Here is a 16,616-nt window from a genome sequence, read left to right as displayed (position 1 = left end):
CAAGCTCCCTCAGGCGCCTGATTTTGTACCGACACGAACCGGCACCACGGGTCCTGCCCCGACAATCAGGTCAAACTTGACCCGGACCGAGCTCAATTCTTTGTAGAAATTCAATAACTGCCGCCACGGATCGCGGATTTTATCTTGCGCGGCAATCGCCGTCACCACGGTGCCAACATCGCTGCGCCCGTCCATCATCAAGAGTCCACCAATGAACAAAATCCCAACAAGGCCAAAGCCGTTTAACAGGTTCATTGCGAATTTCATCGACAATTTTAGCCGGAAAATCCCGCGCCGGGTCAGGTAGATCTCGTCAAAATCATCCAAAATCCCCTGTTGCGCCGCCTTTAGCTGCTCCACATCCTCCTTGGAAATTTCAGACGTCGCACCGCGCAACGTCAGGGTGCGTTCCTTGACCCGTCGATTGACCCGCTCTTGCAGGAACAGCACAATCACCAATTGCGGCAACACGATTAGCATCAGGAACACGCCCAGATAGGGCTGTGTCGCCATCACGTAACTGATGACAGACACCAACGTGCCCACCTGCAACAGCGGGTTGGCAATTGCCGCGCCTACAAAACGCCCAACTTCCTCGGCCTCGGCGGCGATGATGGTGGACAGGGTACCTGTGTCGCGTTTAATCCGCGCCTCCGGGTCATATCGGCTCTGATAGATGCGCGTGCGGATCATGCGGATTGTCGCTTCTCCCAACAGGGAACTGCGGTAATTCAACATAAATTTAAAGATGTTAGACAGGGTGATCACACCAAGATAACCGAGGCACAGCATCAAAAGTTGCTCGACCACAAGGTCAGGGCCAAGGCTGTTGATAATGTCCTTTTGAAACTGCAAAGGAGCGGCAGCCAACGCGGCAACGATCAGCGACAATATGATTAACAGGATCTGAGAGCGACCTGTATGCAACCAAATCTGTTTATAAAAATGCAACATGCGCCATCGCCCCCGCGCCATCAAAATCCACTGGCACAACTGAAATCAGGTCGCGGCCCCTCGCGCAAGGTGTCAGGGGATCACGGCAATGTACCGTGATCCCCAATCGTTCACTGCCAGCTCATGAATACTTCGCGTGTTTCAAGGCTCTCAGGGCGCAGGTTTTCGATCCCCTCATAGGGTGTGCCCTTTCCCAGCGGCAGGTGAGGGTATTTTGCGATCATCTTGTGGTGACGTTTGATCATGTCCTGAAAAGACGCACCGGACCACAAAGAGTACCCAACCAGCGGGTTCTCTTCGCGCGGATCACGATACACATTGAACACCGGCGCAGCGGCCCCCGGCACACCCGGAGCGGCCACATGCATCTTGAACTCCTGCTTGACGACTGACCGCATTGTCAGACCTTCGTAGTTATAAACATAATCGCGCCGTGAGTTGCCCTCGCCTTCCAACAACAAAGCCGTCTGGTCGATACCGTCGATAACCCGGTCACGCGGGATATGATCGGTGGCCCCAGCGATGCGGGCAAAGGTGGTGAACAAGTCCGAAACGTGAATGATATCACCGGCGGCACTTCCCGGCTCAACCACACCGGGCCAGCGCACAAAGGCATCGGTGCGCACGCCACCCTCTAGGTGCTGCGTCTTGCCTCCGCGATAGATCAATTGGCTTAGCCCCGATGTGCCTTCGTAATGATACATCAGGCCATTGTCGGCCATGAACACAACAATCGTATTGTCCGCTGCGCCAACCTCGTCAAGCTTGGCCAGAACCTCGCCAAACCAGTCGTCAATCACTTCAAGTTTGTCGGCCATAAAGCCGCCATTTCGTGAAGTCGACTGGTCAGGATAAACAAAGTTCAAAGGGTAAAGCGGCCAGTATTGCATGAAAAACGGCGCGTCTTCTCCGGCCAGCCGCTCCAGCTGCTCCAGTGTCTGACGTTGGTAGCGCTCATTCATCTCTACATAATGTGCCTGCGTCCATTCCTCGCCCGGCGCCAGATCAACCTCGCGTGCCATGCCGCCAGCTTCGCCTTCGATACCTGTCACCAGCCCATACGGTTTGAACCGCTGGTCCAGCGCAAACTGGTTTGACTGGCCGCTACTATGAAGTCCCAACATATTGTTGGCCTGCATCGCCTCGCGCGTCATCAAGCTTAGCTGGACCTGCTGATGCAGCGGAAATGCCGCCCAATCGAAGCCCTGATTGTGGGCGTATGCCTGTTCGATGTCGCCTTGGTGCCATTTGCCAACATGGGCAGTGTTATACCCGACTTTTTTCAGGATTTCGGCAATTGTCACTTCCTCGGCGGCCAGCCCTTCGCCTACCAACGCGACTTTCACTTCCTCAACACCTGCACGATAGGGCTGACGTCCGGTCAAAAAAGCGGTGCGCGTCGGGGTACAGGACGGTTCTGTGTACATCCGCATCAGCGACATGCCTTGGGTGGCAAAATCGTTGATGTTCGGTGTGTCGATACCCGTGACGTAATTCATCGCCCGGTTGCCCATCTGGCCAAAGCTGACATCGTCGATCAGTACGTAGAGGATGTTGGGCGGCGTGCCGCCGTTTGCCTCGTAAATTTCGGCAAGGCGACCGTCAATCTCAAGGTCCTGCGCATCCCACTGTTCGCCAAACTGTGCGCGCAGATAGTTGTATTCCCCGTCGTGAATGATTGGTTTGTCTTCGGCATATGCCGACGCGCCCATCAGTGTCACCGCCGCGCCGACTGCCGCGACCCAACTAGTTTGTCTCATGATTTATCCTTTCCCGGATGGTCATTTGTCATTTCTTTGCCGCCAACAATGCGAGAATTTCCTGTTCCAACCCAGCCATGCTCGCACGGATATCTGCACAGTAACTAGCGTCACCTGCACCCTGAGCGCCTTTTATGTCGTTCCAAGCGACAAGTAGTGTCCTGAAATCTGCAAGCAGTTCATTCAATTGCGTTGAAACTGGCGCGCACGAACGCGCCTCTTCGGCGATAGCTTCGTAAAAACGCATTGGGTCATTTTCGGGTGACAACATTGTGAAAGCATCACCAAAATTTCAGACCTTGGAAGGTATCTTTGCGCATGCTACCGTAGCATCTGCTACCTTTGGCGTTGATTTTTCAGGGATTTTCTCGACATTGCTAAACACGGAAAACCAATCTGATAACGCGGTATCACCGTCTCAGATACAGGCAGCACTGGCCGATCTGCTAGCGTCAGAACGCTTTGCAAACGCGGATCGGCTCTGCAAATTCCTGCAATACGTCATCGATGAAACTCTTGAGGGTCGCAAAGAGATGATCCGCGCAAAATCTATTGCGCTGGACGTTTACGGCTATCGCCCGGATGAGGTGGAACAGCGCGAAAGTGTTGTGCGTGTCGATGCCGGACGCGTGCGCCGCAAATTGTACGATTATCACACCAATGAGGGCAAAGACGCTGCCGTTCGGATCGAACTGCCCAAAGGTGGGTATGTCCCAACATTTAGCCAGCGCCCCGACAGCGTTCAGACGCATGTAGAAACACCACCACGCAAAAAATGGCCGTGGGGGATTGGATTGGCAACCGCCTGCATAGTGGTCGTACTCGCTTCGGTCTTCCTCGCGGAGCGAACCCCACAAAACACCGCCCGCAACATTCAGGACGAAACCGCGTTGCGCCTTGCCTTATACGATACCGCCCCTCACCGCCTTCAGGCGATGAGGCTTGCCCAAGAGGGGCGCGATTTGATTTTCCCGGCGACCAGCCAAGAACAGCTAGAGGCCGCCGCCGCTGTGTTCAATGCTGTCCTGAAATTAGACGACACTTACGCCGGCGGGCATGCGGGCCTGTCCCAGGTGCTTGCCATGTTTTCCCTTTTGTCTCCCGATACGGTGACAGCGGAACCCCTTGCCGGCAAAGCGAATGCCCTCTCTGATAAGGCGCTCGAACTGGCCCCAAGCGCAGCTTGGTCCATGTCCGCCAAATCCTGGAGCGCGCTGGCCACCAAAGACTATGCCGCCGCTCGATTCTGGACAGACAAAGCGCTGGACCGGGCACCTGACGACCCACATATTCTAGAGTTTGCCGCGCTTGTGCTGCTATATAGTGGTGCCTTTGACGACGTTTTGCAGCGCACCGGCACCGACGTGATCTCTGCAAACCCAAAACAGGGATTTGTATTCCACAATGCACGCGGCTCGGCCCTTTTTCACCTGAAAAACCATGAGGCTGCGGCGCAAGCTTTTGAAACATCCATTGCAACTGGCGGACCGCTTGGTCCGGTCAGTGTCGCCTATCTAATGGCGTCATATCACTATTTGGGCCAAGACGTTCGCGCCGCAGAGTTGGTTCGGCTCTTTAATCAGCACTGGCCTCAAAACCGGATCGACCTGCTCCTGATGCGCCTGTTCCAAGACGCTGTGCACGGTCAGTACCTTTCTGACGGTATGACAGGCGCTGGATGGATACCACCAAATTAACCTTGGCCGCGTTACTTCAAAATAGAGAGAAATGGTGCACCCGATAGGATTCGAACCTATGGCCTCTGCCTTCGGAGGGCAGCGCTCTATCCAGCTGAGCTACGGGTGCCTGATGCGGGGTATAGCCAGCCCCGCGATCCGCCGCAATCGGAAAAATTCCGATTAGCCAAACAGATCGTGGGCAAGCTCTAGGGCGTCCACCAAAGCGTCCACCTCATCCGTTGTATTATATAACCCAAAGGATGCACGCGTCGTGGCTGTGACGCCCAAATGCTCCATTAGCGGCCCGGCGCAATGGTGGCCCGCACGCACGGCGATGCCCTTCTTGTCCAGTATCGTCGAAATGTCATGCGCGTGCCCTGCCCCGTCCAACGTAAAGCTAAATATGGCGGCTTTGTCCGGCGTTGAGCCCTGCACCTGTAGCCAATTCAGGCCGCCCAGCTTGCCGATGGTATAGTCTCGCAATGCCGCCTCATGAGCCGCGACATTATCCATACCCAGCTCCATCAGGTAATCCAGCGCCACACCAAAGCCAATTGTCTGCACGATGCCGGGCGTCCCCGCCTCAAACTTCATCGGCGGGTCATTATAGGTAACCGCGTTTTTGGACACGTCCTTGATCATGTCACCACCGCCCAGAAACGGCTGCATCTCGGCCATGCGCTCCGATTTTACATAAATCGCGCCAGACCCGGATGGACCATAAAGCTTGTGTCCGGTAATCGCATAGAAGTCGCAGCCAATGTCAGCCACGTTCACCGGCATGTGTACCGCCCCTTGCGAGCCATCAACCAATACTGGCACACCTTTGGCATGGGCCCCTTGGGTGATGGCTTTGACATCCACCACCGTGCCCAGAACATTGGAACACTGTGTCACAGCGACCAGCTTGGTCTTGGGTCCAATCGCGTCGATTACCGCTTGCGGGTCCAGCGCGCCGCTGGCGTCCACATCGACCCACTTCAGCACCACGCCCTGACGTTCCCGCAAAAAGTGCCACGGCACGATATTGGCGTGGTGTTCCATCACGGACAGCACAATCTCGTCGCCCGCCTCAAAGCGCGGCATAGCCCAGCCATATGCGACCATGTTGATGCCCTCGGTCGTGCCCGAATTCAGCACGATCTCGTCTTCGCTGGCCGCGCCGAGAAACTTGGCGATCTTACCACGCACGGCCTCATACTGATCCGTTGCTAGGTTAGAAAGGTAATGCAAGCCTCTGTGAACATTCGCATATTCATGAGAGTAAGACCGCGTGATCGCGTCAATCACCACCTGCGGTTTCTGCGCCGATGCCCCGTTATCCAGATACACCAGCGGCTTGTTGTTCACTTCGCGCGACAGGATGGGAAAGTCAGAACGAATTTTTGCGACATCATACATTTATTGGATTCCCACAGGGACAACGCCCAAGAAAGACAAGAGTACAGAGATTACGACAGAGAGCGCGATCAGGGTGAAAATAAGCAAAACCACAGCTTTACCCATAGAATTGAACCCATGGGCAACGTTCATGAAATTCAGCACTATCCACGCACCATAAAGCCCTGCCGCCATAACAAAAAACGACGCCAATCCGGGCAGGAACAGCATCAGCACAATCGACCCGGCTTGAACCAATAGTCGCAAGTATTGCAGCCATCCCATCAATAGCAGGATTTGGTCAAACTCAGCTGTGCCGCCCATGATCCGGCCAATCGAATGAAAGCCGAAAATAAACGCCAGCACCACCGCGCCCAGCATTGTTGCAACACTTACGGGCGACATCAGAAATGATAACGTCAACTCTCCGGGCGGCGGGAATAGCGTGATCGACACAAAATAGGCCAGCGTGTTCAGAACTACGGCCAAGGCCAGCAATAGCCACGCGACATTTCGCTCAATGCGTTGCGCAATCAGAACCTGCGCCGCTTCAGACGGGCGTTGCAGGGTCATCACAAAGAGCTGTTTCAGAAATGCGCTCATGCGTCGACCTTACCTGCTTGCAACAGCCCTGAAATCCAGAACCACAAGAACAATATCAACCAGATCAGACCGACCGCGCTTAGTCCCGCACCGGGCCCGATGAAACCGGCAATTAACCCATGCAACAGCATCAGTGGCGACGCCGCCAGCAAGGCCCAAAACAACGCCACCCGCGCGCCATATGACGTCTGTCGACGTCCTACTGCCCGCAGGATCAGATGCGACATGAACGACAGGATGTAGAGCAAAAGTGGCGCGATGAACAACCACGCCAGCAATGTACCGCCCAGCAACGCGTTCAGCTCTTGGCCCGTCAGATGCGCCTCACGCGCCAGACGCGGCCACTGTGCGATGAACACCACCCCACAGCCCGCCATTAAGTAGACCAGCGCGCGATCTTCGCGCTGGCCCATACTCAGTAACCGCGCCACAACGCGGTGAGGCCCCCGATAGGTGGCCACCATGTCGCGTGTCACAGACATCAGCCGCGCCGACGCTCCAACCAGCCTTCAAGACGTCCGATGATCTCGTCGCGCAGGTCTTCGCGTTCAATCTCTTCCACCGCTTCCGCAAGGAATGAAAGCGTGAGCAAATCTGTTGCAATATCCTTGGGAATACCTCGCGCGCGCAGATAAAACAGCGCATCTTCGTCAATCGCGCCACTGGTCGAACCGTGCGAACAGGCCACGTCATCAGCATAGATTTCCAACTCAGGCTTGGCGAGGAACTGGCTGTCATCATCCAACAAGAGCGATTGGCTAATCTGATAGCCATCCGTCTTTTGCGCGCCGGGTTTGACAAGGATCTTGCCCTGAAACACGCCGGTTGCACCGTTGCGCAACACCTTTTTAAACACCTGGCGGCTCTCGCAATTTACCGCGTCATGGGTGATGAATACCGTGTCGTCATGGTGGAAATCACCGTCGCCCAGAGCCGCACCGGCGACATGCGCAATCGCGTCGTCCCCAGTCAGCTCGATCACGCATTCATTACGCGTCAACACGCCATTTACAGTGGTGGTAAAGGATTTGAATACGCTTTCCGTGCCCAACCGCGCAAACATATGCGTCACAGCGCGGCGCTCGTGGTCGCGCCCTTGCGCGCGCACATGGTGGAACGCGCCCGTGTCTGCAACATCGATTTCCATCAGCTTGTTGAACCGCGCCGCTGCCGGTCCGTTTTCCAGCAGGGTCAGCTCGGCCCCTTCTTCCACGCGGATCACGTGGTGCAGGATCGCGTCTGAAACGTCAGAGGCATGTTTATAGATCAGGCTGACAGGGCGTTCCACTTTGCCAGTGACCCGGATCACCACGCCATCGGTGGCGAAGGCAGAGTTCATCGCCGCAAACGGGCGCTGAACCGGATCCTGACCCGCCGCTTCTAGCATACCGTAAACATCACGCGCCCAATGGATATCACTCTGAGCGGCCTCGGCCAGACGCTCAATGCTCAGCCCTTCACCGCTCAGGTCATCCGAAAGATCGGCATCAAAAACACCATCCACAAAAACAACCTTGATCCGCTCAAACCCATCAAAAAGCGGCGCTTCTTGTGTATCCAGCGTGTCGGCAACAGGCGCTTCATGCTGATTCAGCGTATCGGGCCGGGTAAAGCGCCAGTATTCATCGCGCCGTTCGGGCAGCCCCATTTCGCGCAATCGCGCAAGCGCCGCGCCGCGCGCCTCGGTGATCCATGCGCCCCCTTCGGGCACGGCCATGGCGCTCAACCGCGCCTCGGTGGCCTCCTGTTTGCGTTGTGCGACGGCCATTACGCCACCTCCGCCAGAATGTCGGCGTAACCGTTCTGTTCCACTTCCAGCGCCAGCTCGGGGCCACCGGTTTTCACAATGCGGCCATCCGCCATAATGTGCACAACATCGGGTTTAATATGATCAAGCAGACGCTGATAGTGTGTGATCACAAGGAACCCACGCCCCGCATCGCGCAGCGCGTTCACACCCTCAGACACCAGCTTCATCGCGTCCACATCAAGGCCCGAGTCCGTCTCGTCCAGAATGCACATCTTGGGCTCCAGCAGCGCCATCTGTAGAATTTCATTACGTTTTTTCTCGCCACCGGAGAAACCAACATTTACCGGACGCTTAAGCATATCCGCGTCGATCTTGAGCGATTTTGCCTTCGCGCGCACTTCCTTAAGGAACTCTGCTGCTGACATTTCTTCTTCGCCACGTGCTTTGCGCTGTGCATTAACAGCCGTACGTAGAAACGTCATGTTGCCCACGCCGGGGATCTCAACAGGGTACTGAAACGCCAGGAACATGCCCGCCGCGGCGCGCTCTTCGGGTTCCATCTCCAGCAGGTCTTCACCCTCAAGCGATGCCTCGCCGCCGGTCACTTCATATCCGTCTTTGCCGGACAAAACATAAGACAACGTTGATTTACCCGAGCCGTTCGGCCCCATGATCGCGTGGACTTTGCCCGCTTCAACTTTCAGGTCCACACCCTTGAGGATCTGCTTGTCTTCTTCTTCAAGTTTGACCTTCAGGCCTTTGATTTCCAACATGATTCATCCCTTCATGTATATTCACAAGGCGGTTCGCGCACCGCCAGTTATCTCATTATTTCAGGGTCACTGCCGTGCCGCTGGCCGAAACCATCAGCATCGAGTCCCCCACAACTTCGTAATCCAGATCAACGCCTACAACCGCATCCGCCCCAAGCGCGGCTGCGCGCGCCTCAAGCTCTTGCATTGCCGTCTCGCGGGCGTCCTGCAACTTGGTTTCATAGGCACCCGAGCGTCCGCCGACGATATCGGTGATCGAGGCAAAGATATCGCGCATCACATTTGCGCCCATGATCGCCTCGCCCACAACCACGCCTTTGTAGCCAGTGATCGTATGCGTCTCGATGCTAGAGGTGGTTGTGATGATCATCTCAGAAAATCCCCAGCCAAAGCACCAACGAATAAGCCATCATGCCCACAATCCCGACCACAGCCGAGGTCACAAACACCGAGTCCGCCAACAGGCCCTGCGTGTTGCCAGACCGCTTGCGCATGTAAAAACCGACCGCCGAGCCAAGCGCGACGCCCGCCCCGACACCGGCAGATTGCTGCATCAATTCATGGATCGTTTCCATGGATTAGCCCACTGAGCCTTCCAACGAAATCGCCACAAGCTGTTGCGCTTCCATGGCAAATTCCATCGGCAGCGCCTGAAGCACTTCCTTGGCAAAACCATTCACGATCAGCGCTACGGCTTCTTCCTCGTCCATACCGCGCTGGCGGCAATAGAACATCTGCTCGTCATCCACCTTGGACGTCGTGGCCTCGTGCTCTACGCGGGACGAGTTGTTCTTGACCTCAATATAGGGCACCGTGTGCGCCCCGCATTTATCGCCAATCAGCAAACTGTCACACTGGGTGTAATTACGGCTGTTCTTGGCCTTGGGGTGCATCGACACCAGTCCGCGATAGGTGTTCTGCGCGAACCCGGCGCTGATGCCCTTGGAGACAATCCGCGATTTCGAGTTCTTGCCCAGATGGATCATCTTGGTGCCGGTATCGGCCTGCTGATGGTGGTTGGTGATGGCAATCGAATAGAATTCGCCCTGGCTGTCATCCCCGCGCAGAATGCAGGACGGGTATTTCCACGTCACAGCCGAACCTGTCTCAACCTGCGTCCACATCACCTTTGAGCGATCGCCCCGGCAATCGGCGCGTTTGGTCACAAAGTTATAAATGCCGCCCTTGCCGTTCTCATCACCCGGATACCAGTTCTGTACCGTGGAATATTTCACCTCGGCGTCTTCCTCAATGATGATCTCAACGACCGCCGCGTGCAGCTGGCTGGTGTCGCGTTGCGGCGCGGTACATCCCTCAAGGTACGAAACATACGACCCCTTGTCGGCAATGATCAGCGTGCGTTCAAACTGCCCAGTGTTTTCCGCGTTGATCCGGAAATAGGTCGACAGCTCCATCGGGCAACGCACACCGGGCGGCACATAAACAAACGAGCCATCCGAGAACACGGCCGAGTTCAGCGTCGCATAAAAGTTGTCCGACACCGGCACGACCGAGCCGAGGTATTTTTTGACCAGTTCAGGATGCTCGCGGATCGCCTCAGAGATAGAGCAGAAGATTACGCCCGCTTCCTTGAGTTCCTTCTGGAACGTCGTGCCCACTGAAACAGAGTCAAATACCGCATCCACAGCCACCTTGCGCCCCTCAGCCGGAGCATTTTCCGCGCCTTCGACACCGGCCAGGATCATCTGCTCACGCAGCGGAATACCAAGCTTTTCATAGGTCGCCAGCAGCTTTGGATCGACCTCGTCCAGCGACTTTGGCTTTTCTTCCATGCTCTTAGGGCGGGCATAGTAGTACTGATCCTGAAAATCGACCTCGGGGTAATCCAGCATCGCCCAATCGGGTTCGTCTTTGGTCAACCAGCGCTTATACGCTTCAAGGCGCCATTCGGTCATCCATTCCGGCTCTTCGTTCTTTTCCGAGATCAGGCGAACGATGTCAGGCGTTAGCCCCTTAGGGGCGTACTCCATCTCGATCTCGGTTTCCCAGCCGTACTTGTACTTGCCACCAACTTCGCGAACGGCGTCCACGGTTTCCTGATCGACGCCTTCCTTGACGTTCGTTGTATCCGCGGTTTGTTCCAAAATCGCCATCCTGTTCTCCTGTTCGTCCGCTGTCACGCCGCACCGGCAAGGGTGCGTGCATGGTGTTTCCTTTTCCGGGCCAGCCAGCTTTTGGCAAAACCCAGAATATCCTGTTCTGTTGTCTCCGGCCCCAAACTGACCCGGATCGCACTTGCAGCTGTTGCCTCGTCAAAGCCCATTGCGCTCAGAACGCGACTGGCGCGTACTTTGCCCGATGAACAGGCCGACCCGGCAGAAATCGCGTATCCTGCAAGGTCCATCTGCATTACTTGCGTTTCGCCCTTCCACCCCGGTGTGGCGATGCAACTGGTGTTAGGAAGGCGCTTGGCACCCTTCCCGACAAAAATGGTATCTTTTTCCTCTGCGGCAAGGGTGTCTTCAAGCAAATCACGTAGTTTTTCAACGCGATCCCATTCGCCATCCGCCACGTCCTGCACTGCCGCCGTGGCTGCTGCTGCAAACCCTGCTGCGCCAATCACATTCTCGGTGCCCGCGCGGCGGCCCATTTCTTGGCCGCCACCCAGCAATTGTGCGGCAATATCCGTGCCCCTCTTAACCACAAGCGCGCCGATCCCCTTGGGACCACCCAGTTTATGCGCCGAGACCAGCGCCATCTCCGCGCCGCTCCAGTTAAACGCCAGCGGCAGCTTGCCAAAGGCTTGGGTCATATCGCTCACGGCGAGCCCTTGTGGCAAATCCTGCACAATTCCCGTCTCGGAATTGGCCAGTTGCAAAACGGTCTGTGCCGGATCAGATACCGCGACACGTCCCTGCGCATCTACCGTCAGATCTGCGCTAATCCACGCTGCCACGGCGTCATGTTCGATGTCACCTGCAACCAACTTTCGCCCACGCAACGCCAAAGCGGCGGCTTCGGTCGCACCCGAGGTGAAAATCACATCCGCTCCGTCCGCACCCAAGGCGCTGGCAATCGCCGCGCGGGACTTTTCGATCAGCGCTTTGGCTTTGCGCCCTTCTCCATGCACGCTGGACGGGTTGCCGACCACTTCCATGGCCGCAATCATCGCTTCGCGTGCTTCGGACCGCAGGGGGGCCGTTGCATTATGGTCGAGATAAACGCGCATCAGGCATCAACACTCGGCGTTTCTTCGTCGACAACTGAGAAAATTGTCGGAACCGCTGGACATGGTGCAAGATCGTTTTTCACAACATCTGAAAGCCGTGTCTGATGCAGAAAGACATAGACATGTGCCGACAGCCCTTCCCACAAACGGTTTGCCATGGATTGTGCCCGCGAGCCGCTCGATCCGCCACTCGCTCCGGCACCCGTATGCAGCGCGGAAACCGTTTCATCTACTGCACTCAGAATATCAACTACGCGAATGTCAGAACTGGACTTGGCCAGACGATAGCCACCGCCAGGTCCGCGGACCGAATCAACAAGCCCGGCGCGGCGCAATTTCACAAACAACTGCTCCAGATATGGCAGAGAAATATCCTGTCGTTTAGAGATTTCGCTCAGGCTCACCAGACTATCAGCGGGTTGCAACGCAATATCAGCCAAAGCAACCAGCGCGTAACGCCCTTTCGTTGACAGTTTCATGACCACCCCTTGCGAATAGATTGACCTGAGCGCTCAACACGCTTAAGTCGCTTAAGCCCTATACGGTCGCCTGACGTGACCGGATTTAGAATTGTTCTAAAGTGCCAGAGCAAATTCGTCAAGAATTGCTTTCGCCCTTATCAGGAGACGAGCGAGACATCATGCCCGAGGTGATTTTTCCAGGACCAGAAGGCCGCCTCGAAGGCCGCTACCACCCTCAAAAAGAACGCGACGCGCCAATCGCCATCGTGTTGCATCCGCATCCGCAATTTGGCGGAACTATGAACAACAAGGTTGTCTACAACCTGCATTACGCATTCTTCAACATGGGCTTTACCGTGTTGCGCTTTAACTTCCGTGGCGTGGGTCGCTCTCAGGGCGAATACGATCAGGGCGTTGGCGAACTTTCGGATGCGGCATCGGCGCTCGATTACCTCCAGTCGATGAACAACAACTCCAAACATTGCTGGGTTGCCGGTTTCTCGTTTGGGGCGTGGATCGGTATGCAGCTTTTGATGCGCCGCCCGGAAATCACCGGGTTTATCTCGGTTGCGCCCCCCGCGAACATGTATGACTTTTCGTTCCTTGCCCCCTGCCCAAGCTCTGGTTTGGTGATCAACGGCACCAATGATCGCGTCGCCCCGCCTGCGGATACGCATTCGCTGGTGAACAAGTTGCACGAGCAAAAAGGCATCACAATCACACACACCGAAATCGACGGTGCGGGCCATTTCTTTGAAACCGACGAATATATGGACACAATGGTAGGTAACGTCAGCGACTATGTGAAACGCCGCCTAACCGAAACATCTCGCTGATGGGAACGATCGACACCCTGGCGGCAAAGCTCGCCGAAGATACACTGAAAGCACAGCGTATCACCGGGGATGATCGTTTGTTTGTCGAGGTAGGCACTGTTTTGGCCGCAGCCTCACAATCCTTGGAAGAGGCCTATCTGACAGAAATCCGCGTGCGCCTTGCCGAAGAAAAGGCGCGCGCCTTTCTGGTCAACAAAGTAAAACAATCACGTGCGGAAAAACCTGAATGACCGACCGTCTTGAGGCACAGTTCGCCTTTCTGAAAGAGGCTGATCACCTCAAATCCGTTCTGCGCGCCTCTCGCCTGATTGATGACAGCCGCTTTGAAAACTCTGCCGAACATTCGTGGCACGTGATGCTCTACGCTCTGGTCCTCGCAGATCAGGCGGAGCCAACAGTCGATATCAATCGCGTTCTCAAGATGTTGCTGTTGCACGACATTGTCGAAATCGATGCCGGTGATGCGCCCATTCACGGCAATGTCGACTATGCCGCCAAAGCCGCTGAAGAAGAAGCTGCCGCTGAGCGCCTGTTCGGCCTTTTGCCGGATGATTTATCGCATGAATTCAAAGATTTATGGCGCGACTTTGAAGCAGGGGAAAGCGCCGAGTCGCGCTTTGCAAAATCCATTGACCGCATTCCCACACCGATCACCAATCTGGAAATCGGCGGCGGGTCTTGGGTGGATTACAACGTGACCCTCGACCAAATTGACGCGCGTGTCGGCACTCCGATCAACACTGGTACGCCCGGTATCTGGTCATGGCTCCGCCCCAAGCTCGCCACGTGGTTCGCGCGCAACGCGGGCTAATCTACCAACATTGCGGCCTGCCATAGCCCCAGCGCCATGGCAGGCCGCTGCACGGCGCACCACCAATGCGAACCGCGTCAAACATGGCATCCGCTACGGTTTCAAAACCCCATATAACCTGTTGATCCGTAAGGTTATATTCTGCCTGCAACTCCTCGCTTTTCCCGGATACGCTCCCGGCCACGCACACCCGCAGCGCCTCATCGGCTTTGAGTCGCGCCAAGAAACCCGCCTCTGACGAGGGCTCCGCACCACCTGCGTGATATGCTTGATCATGGGTCACACAGCAACCTTCCCAAGGTGGCGTCCGATCATGCACATCCTCAAAGTCTGGAAACAAGCTGGCCACCGTTTTCCACGCCGCTGACATGCCGCCCGAACAGCCATCAGTGGTAAACGGTGACAGCTTCGCGTCGTCGACCGTCTTTTGCAACCGCTCGTGGCGCCACATCTCAAGGCGGGCCGTAGGCCCATATTCCTGCGCCAACACAGTTTGCGGCGCCAAAACCGATGCCAGTACCAGAATCTTACGGAGAGTCGTCACGATAGCTCTCCGTCTTCAGGTCCAAACCAATAGAACCCGCAAGCCCCAGAACCATGCGCTCGATCAGGTTCAGTTCGCGATGCTCTGCAATGGTTTTGCGGGCCAATGCGGGTTCGTCCGTGATCAAACCATCCACCCCTTTAGAGATCATCTGCGACATCGACAGCGCGTCATTGATCGTCCAGACAAAGGTCTCCTTGCCCGCTGCCCGCGTCTCTCGAACCAATCGATGAGACGTGGTCGCACCGTTCACCGCCAGAAAATCCGCGTCCAGCTCCCACATCCGCCCGAGCGATGCCGACGCCAAAAGCCCGATATTCCAATCAGGCCGCAGCGCGCGCATCTTTTGAACTGCCGAGTATTTTAGCGACATGATACGCACATGCTCGACCATATCGGCCGCCTCGACAAGATCAGCCACACGCTGCTCCAGCATCTCGTCATGCCCGTAATATTTCAGCTCAATCACCACTCCCGCACGGCCTTTGGCCAGGTCCAGAACCTCTGACAAAAGCGGTGTCCGCTCGTCACTGAATGCAGGGTCAAACCAACTGCCAATGTCGATCTCGGCCAGATCGGGCATGGTCGCGTCCCAAACCCTGAGGTTGACGCCAGCAATTTTCATGAAGTCGCTGTCATGGACAACCACCACCTTGCCATCAGCCGTCTCCTGAACGTCAATCTCAATCCAGTCAGCCTCATCCTCAATGGCGCGCAGAATCGACGCCATGGTGTTTTCCGGTGCTGCCCCAGCTGCGCCGCGATGGGCGATCACTTGAACCTCTGGGTTCGCCTCAACCCGTGCCAGCTGCGTCAAAGCAATGCCGGTCAAAACGACCGCCGCCACCGCAACGCCCGCGATCGCGGGCTTGGCCCAACTCGGAATGGGCGGCACGCTCGGCGCATCTTTGCCAGGCCACCCGGCACGTGCCACAATCAACGTCGCCAACGCCCCGGTTGTCATAGCTGCGATAGAAAAGTTCACCACTGCACCCAGCCCGGCAAACAACAACAGAAACAAAACCAACGACTGCAAGCCACCGGCAAAGCTGGCAATCGACAGATTTGTCACCACGCCAAGCACGGCAACAGCACCGGCATTTACAACAAAGCCAACAGCGATCCACACCAAAATACGTGACCCAAACCCAATTTCCTGGCCACGCATTTCTTCAGCACTCTGGGCAAAACTCTGTTTTGGCGCCACTCCGCCAAAAACAACAAGCGGCAGGGTCAAGGTCCAACGGATCAGCGATCGCAACAACACAATCGCCATCACAGCCAGAACCGCACCCGCCACAATCAATGTCCGTGTGAATTCCTGCGGTTTATTAGAGAGATAATAGTTGATGTCGAATTCTGTCATCCAGGCAAAGTAAGCCGCTCCTGCCACTGCCAGAAACGGCAGGCAAATCGCCAACACCCGCAGGGTCAGCCGCATTCCCAGCTCAACAATCACCCGCATTCTGGGCACGATCAGCATGATCGTCTCCAACACCCGCGTCTCGCCGCTGTGCCGCTCGCGCAGGACGATCGCCATCATAAAGGACACATCCAGCACGAAGAGGAACAACGCAAACCCGGCGAGAAACAGGAATGCCACAAACCCCACCGGCGACAGCAGGAAAACCGCGATATCAAAATCTGCCAACGCAGGCTGCCCAGACAGCTTGAGCGCCAATCGCACCGCCAATGCCATCACCGGCACCAAGACCGTGCCCAACACCAGGCTGAACACAAGGTGTGCAGCCAAAACCGGCCGCCTCAACCGCCATGCATTTGCAAAAGCTGCCCTCACATCTGAAATGATTGCCGACACGTCAAATACTCCCCTTCAATGGCTCCGACCCTACGGTGTTTGCCGTCCCAGATCGA

The 16,616-nt window shown here is 56.1% G+C and carries 19 protein-coding genes and 1 tRNA gene; 4 read left to right on the top strand and 16 right to left on the bottom strand.

Features of this window, described 5'->3' with window-relative positions; translation table 11 throughout:
• Positions 1-9: 9 nt before the first annotated feature.
• The 3 genes from CLV88_RS11375 to CLV88_RS11365 form a co-directional block, all read right to left on the bottom strand.
• Positions 10-954: an ABC transporter ATP-binding protein gene (locus tag CLV88_RS11375; protein WP_165798870.1), complete on the bottom strand. Its 945-nt coding sequence runs from the start codon at positions 952-954 to the stop codon at positions 10-12.
• Between the two features lie 110 nt (positions 955-1,064).
• On the bottom strand, positions 1,065-2,714 hold the full coding sequence (locus CLV88_RS11370; protein ID WP_106608526.1) for a sulfatase-like hydrolase/transferase: 1,650 nt from the start codon (positions 2,712-2,714) through the stop codon (positions 1,065-1,067).
• Between the two features lie 28 nt (positions 2,715-2,742).
• Entirely contained in the window at positions 2,743-2,985 is a 243-nt protein-coding gene (locus CLV88_RS11365; protein ID WP_106608525.1) for a hypothetical protein, read from the bottom strand.
• Between the two features lies 1 nt (position 2,986).
• On the opposite strand from CLV88_RS11365, the gene CLV88_RS11360 reads away from it, so the two are divergent.
• Positions 2,987-4,411 carry a tetratricopeptide repeat protein gene (locus CLV88_RS11360; RefSeq protein WP_106608524.1) on the top strand — a complete coding sequence of 475 codons (1,425 nt, stop codon included), beginning with the start codon at positions 2,987-2,989 and terminating at the stop codon, positions 4,409-4,411.
• A gap of 32 nt (positions 4,412-4,443) precedes the next feature.
• Here the strand turns inward: CLV88_RS11360 and CLV88_RS11355 are convergent.
• The 11 genes from CLV88_RS11355 to iscR form a co-directional block, all read right to left on the bottom strand.
• Positions 4,444-4,520 (bottom strand) — tRNA-Arg (locus CLV88_RS11355).
• Between the two features lie 53 nt (positions 4,521-4,573).
• The gene (locus tag CLV88_RS11350) at positions 4,574-5,794 is read right to left on the bottom strand and encodes a cysteine desulfurase (protein WP_106608523.1); all 1,221 of its coding nucleotides are present in this window, start codon (positions 5,792-5,794) and stop codon (positions 4,574-4,576) included.
• Positions 5,795-6,376, bottom strand: a complete 582-nt coding sequence (locus tag CLV88_RS11345; RefSeq protein ID WP_106608522.1) for a Yip1 family protein — start codon at positions 6,374-6,376, stop codon at positions 5,795-5,797.
• Complete coding sequence (locus CLV88_RS11340; protein ID WP_106608521.1) at positions 6,373-6,858, bottom strand: YIP1 family protein; 486 nt, start codon at positions 6,856-6,858, stop codon at positions 6,373-6,375. Before CLV88_RS11340 ends, CLV88_RS11345 begins: the two co-directional genes overlap by 4 nt.
• Positions 6,858-8,144, bottom strand: a complete 1,287-nt coding sequence (locus CLV88_RS11335) for a SufB/SufD family protein (protein WP_106608520.1) — start codon at positions 8,142-8,144, stop codon at positions 6,858-6,860. The genes CLV88_RS11340 and CLV88_RS11335 overlap by 1 nt, the downstream gene beginning before the upstream one ends.
• A complete protein-coding gene (sufC, locus tag CLV88_RS11330; protein WP_106608519.1) occupies positions 8,144-8,899 on the bottom strand; it encodes a Fe-S cluster assembly ATPase SufC in 756 nt (251 codons plus the stop codon). Before sufC ends, CLV88_RS11335 begins: the two co-directional genes overlap by 1 nt.
• 55 nt (positions 8,900-8,954) lie before the next feature.
• Entirely contained in the window at positions 8,955-9,269 is a 315-nt protein-coding gene (locus CLV88_RS11325) for a heavy metal-binding domain-containing protein (protein WP_106608518.1), read from the bottom strand.
• A 1-nt stretch (position 9,270) separates the two neighbouring features.
• The gene (locus CLV88_RS11320) at positions 9,271-9,474 is read right to left on the bottom strand and encodes a hypothetical protein (protein WP_106608517.1); all 204 of its coding nucleotides are present in this window, start codon (positions 9,472-9,474) and stop codon (positions 9,271-9,273) included.
• Between the two features lie 3 nt (positions 9,475-9,477).
• Entirely contained in the window at positions 9,478-11,013 is a 1,536-nt protein-coding gene (sufB, locus tag CLV88_RS11315; RefSeq protein ID WP_106608516.1) for a Fe-S cluster assembly protein SufB, read from the bottom strand.
• 23 nt (positions 11,014-11,036) lie between these two features.
• The gene (locus CLV88_RS11310; protein WP_106608515.1) at positions 11,037-12,092 is read right to left on the bottom strand and encodes a cysteine desulfurase family protein; all 1,056 of its coding nucleotides are present in this window, start codon (positions 12,090-12,092) and stop codon (positions 11,037-11,039) included.
• Entirely contained in the window at positions 12,089-12,568 is a 480-nt protein-coding gene (gene iscR, locus CLV88_RS11305; protein ID WP_106608514.1) for a Fe-S cluster assembly transcriptional regulator IscR, read from the bottom strand. The genes CLV88_RS11310 and iscR overlap by 4 nt, the downstream gene beginning before the upstream one ends.
• Before the next feature lie 161 nt (positions 12,569-12,729).
• Between iscR and CLV88_RS11300 the strand changes: the two genes are divergently transcribed.
• From CLV88_RS11300 to CLV88_RS11290, 3 genes are read left to right on the top strand one after another with little or no spacing between them, the layout of a single operon-like run.
• Positions 12,730-13,386 (top strand): alpha/beta hydrolase, encoded by a 657-nt coding sequence (locus CLV88_RS11300; protein WP_106608513.1) that lies wholly within the window; start codon positions 12,730-12,732, stop codon positions 13,384-13,386.
• The gene (locus tag CLV88_RS11295; RefSeq protein WP_106608512.1) at positions 13,386-13,616 is read left to right on the top strand and encodes a hypothetical protein; all 231 of its coding nucleotides are present in this window, start codon (positions 13,386-13,388) and stop codon (positions 13,614-13,616) included. The genes CLV88_RS11300 and CLV88_RS11295 overlap by 1 nt, the downstream gene beginning before the upstream one ends.
• Complete coding sequence (locus CLV88_RS11290; RefSeq protein ID WP_106608511.1) at positions 13,613-14,197, top strand: HD domain-containing protein; 585 nt, start codon at positions 13,613-13,615, stop codon at positions 14,195-14,197. The genes CLV88_RS11295 and CLV88_RS11290 overlap by 4 nt, the downstream gene beginning before the upstream one ends.
• A gap of 1 nt (position 14,198) precedes the next feature.
• On the opposite strand, the gene CLV88_RS11285 is transcribed toward CLV88_RS11290, so the two are convergent.
• The gene (locus tag CLV88_RS11285; RefSeq protein WP_243403640.1) at positions 14,199-14,741 is read right to left on the bottom strand and encodes a hypothetical protein; all 543 of its coding nucleotides are present in this window, start codon (positions 14,739-14,741) and stop codon (positions 14,199-14,201) included.
• Complete coding sequence (locus tag CLV88_RS11280) at positions 14,725-16,494, bottom strand: glycerophosphodiester phosphodiesterase family protein (protein WP_133169951.1); 1,770 nt, start codon at positions 16,492-16,494, stop codon at positions 14,725-14,727. Before CLV88_RS11280 ends, CLV88_RS11285 begins: the two co-directional genes overlap by 17 nt.
• Positions 16,495-16,616 lie beyond the last annotated feature (122 nt).

Origin of the sequence: Shimia abyssi, assembly GCF_003014475.1 — a bacterium.
GTDB lineage: Bacteria > Pseudomonadota > Alphaproteobacteria > Rhodobacterales > Rhodobacteraceae > Shimia > Shimia abyssi.
The sequence above is the reverse complement of the archived record's forward strand: the minus strand, read 5'-3'. Positions and strand labels throughout refer to the sequence as shown.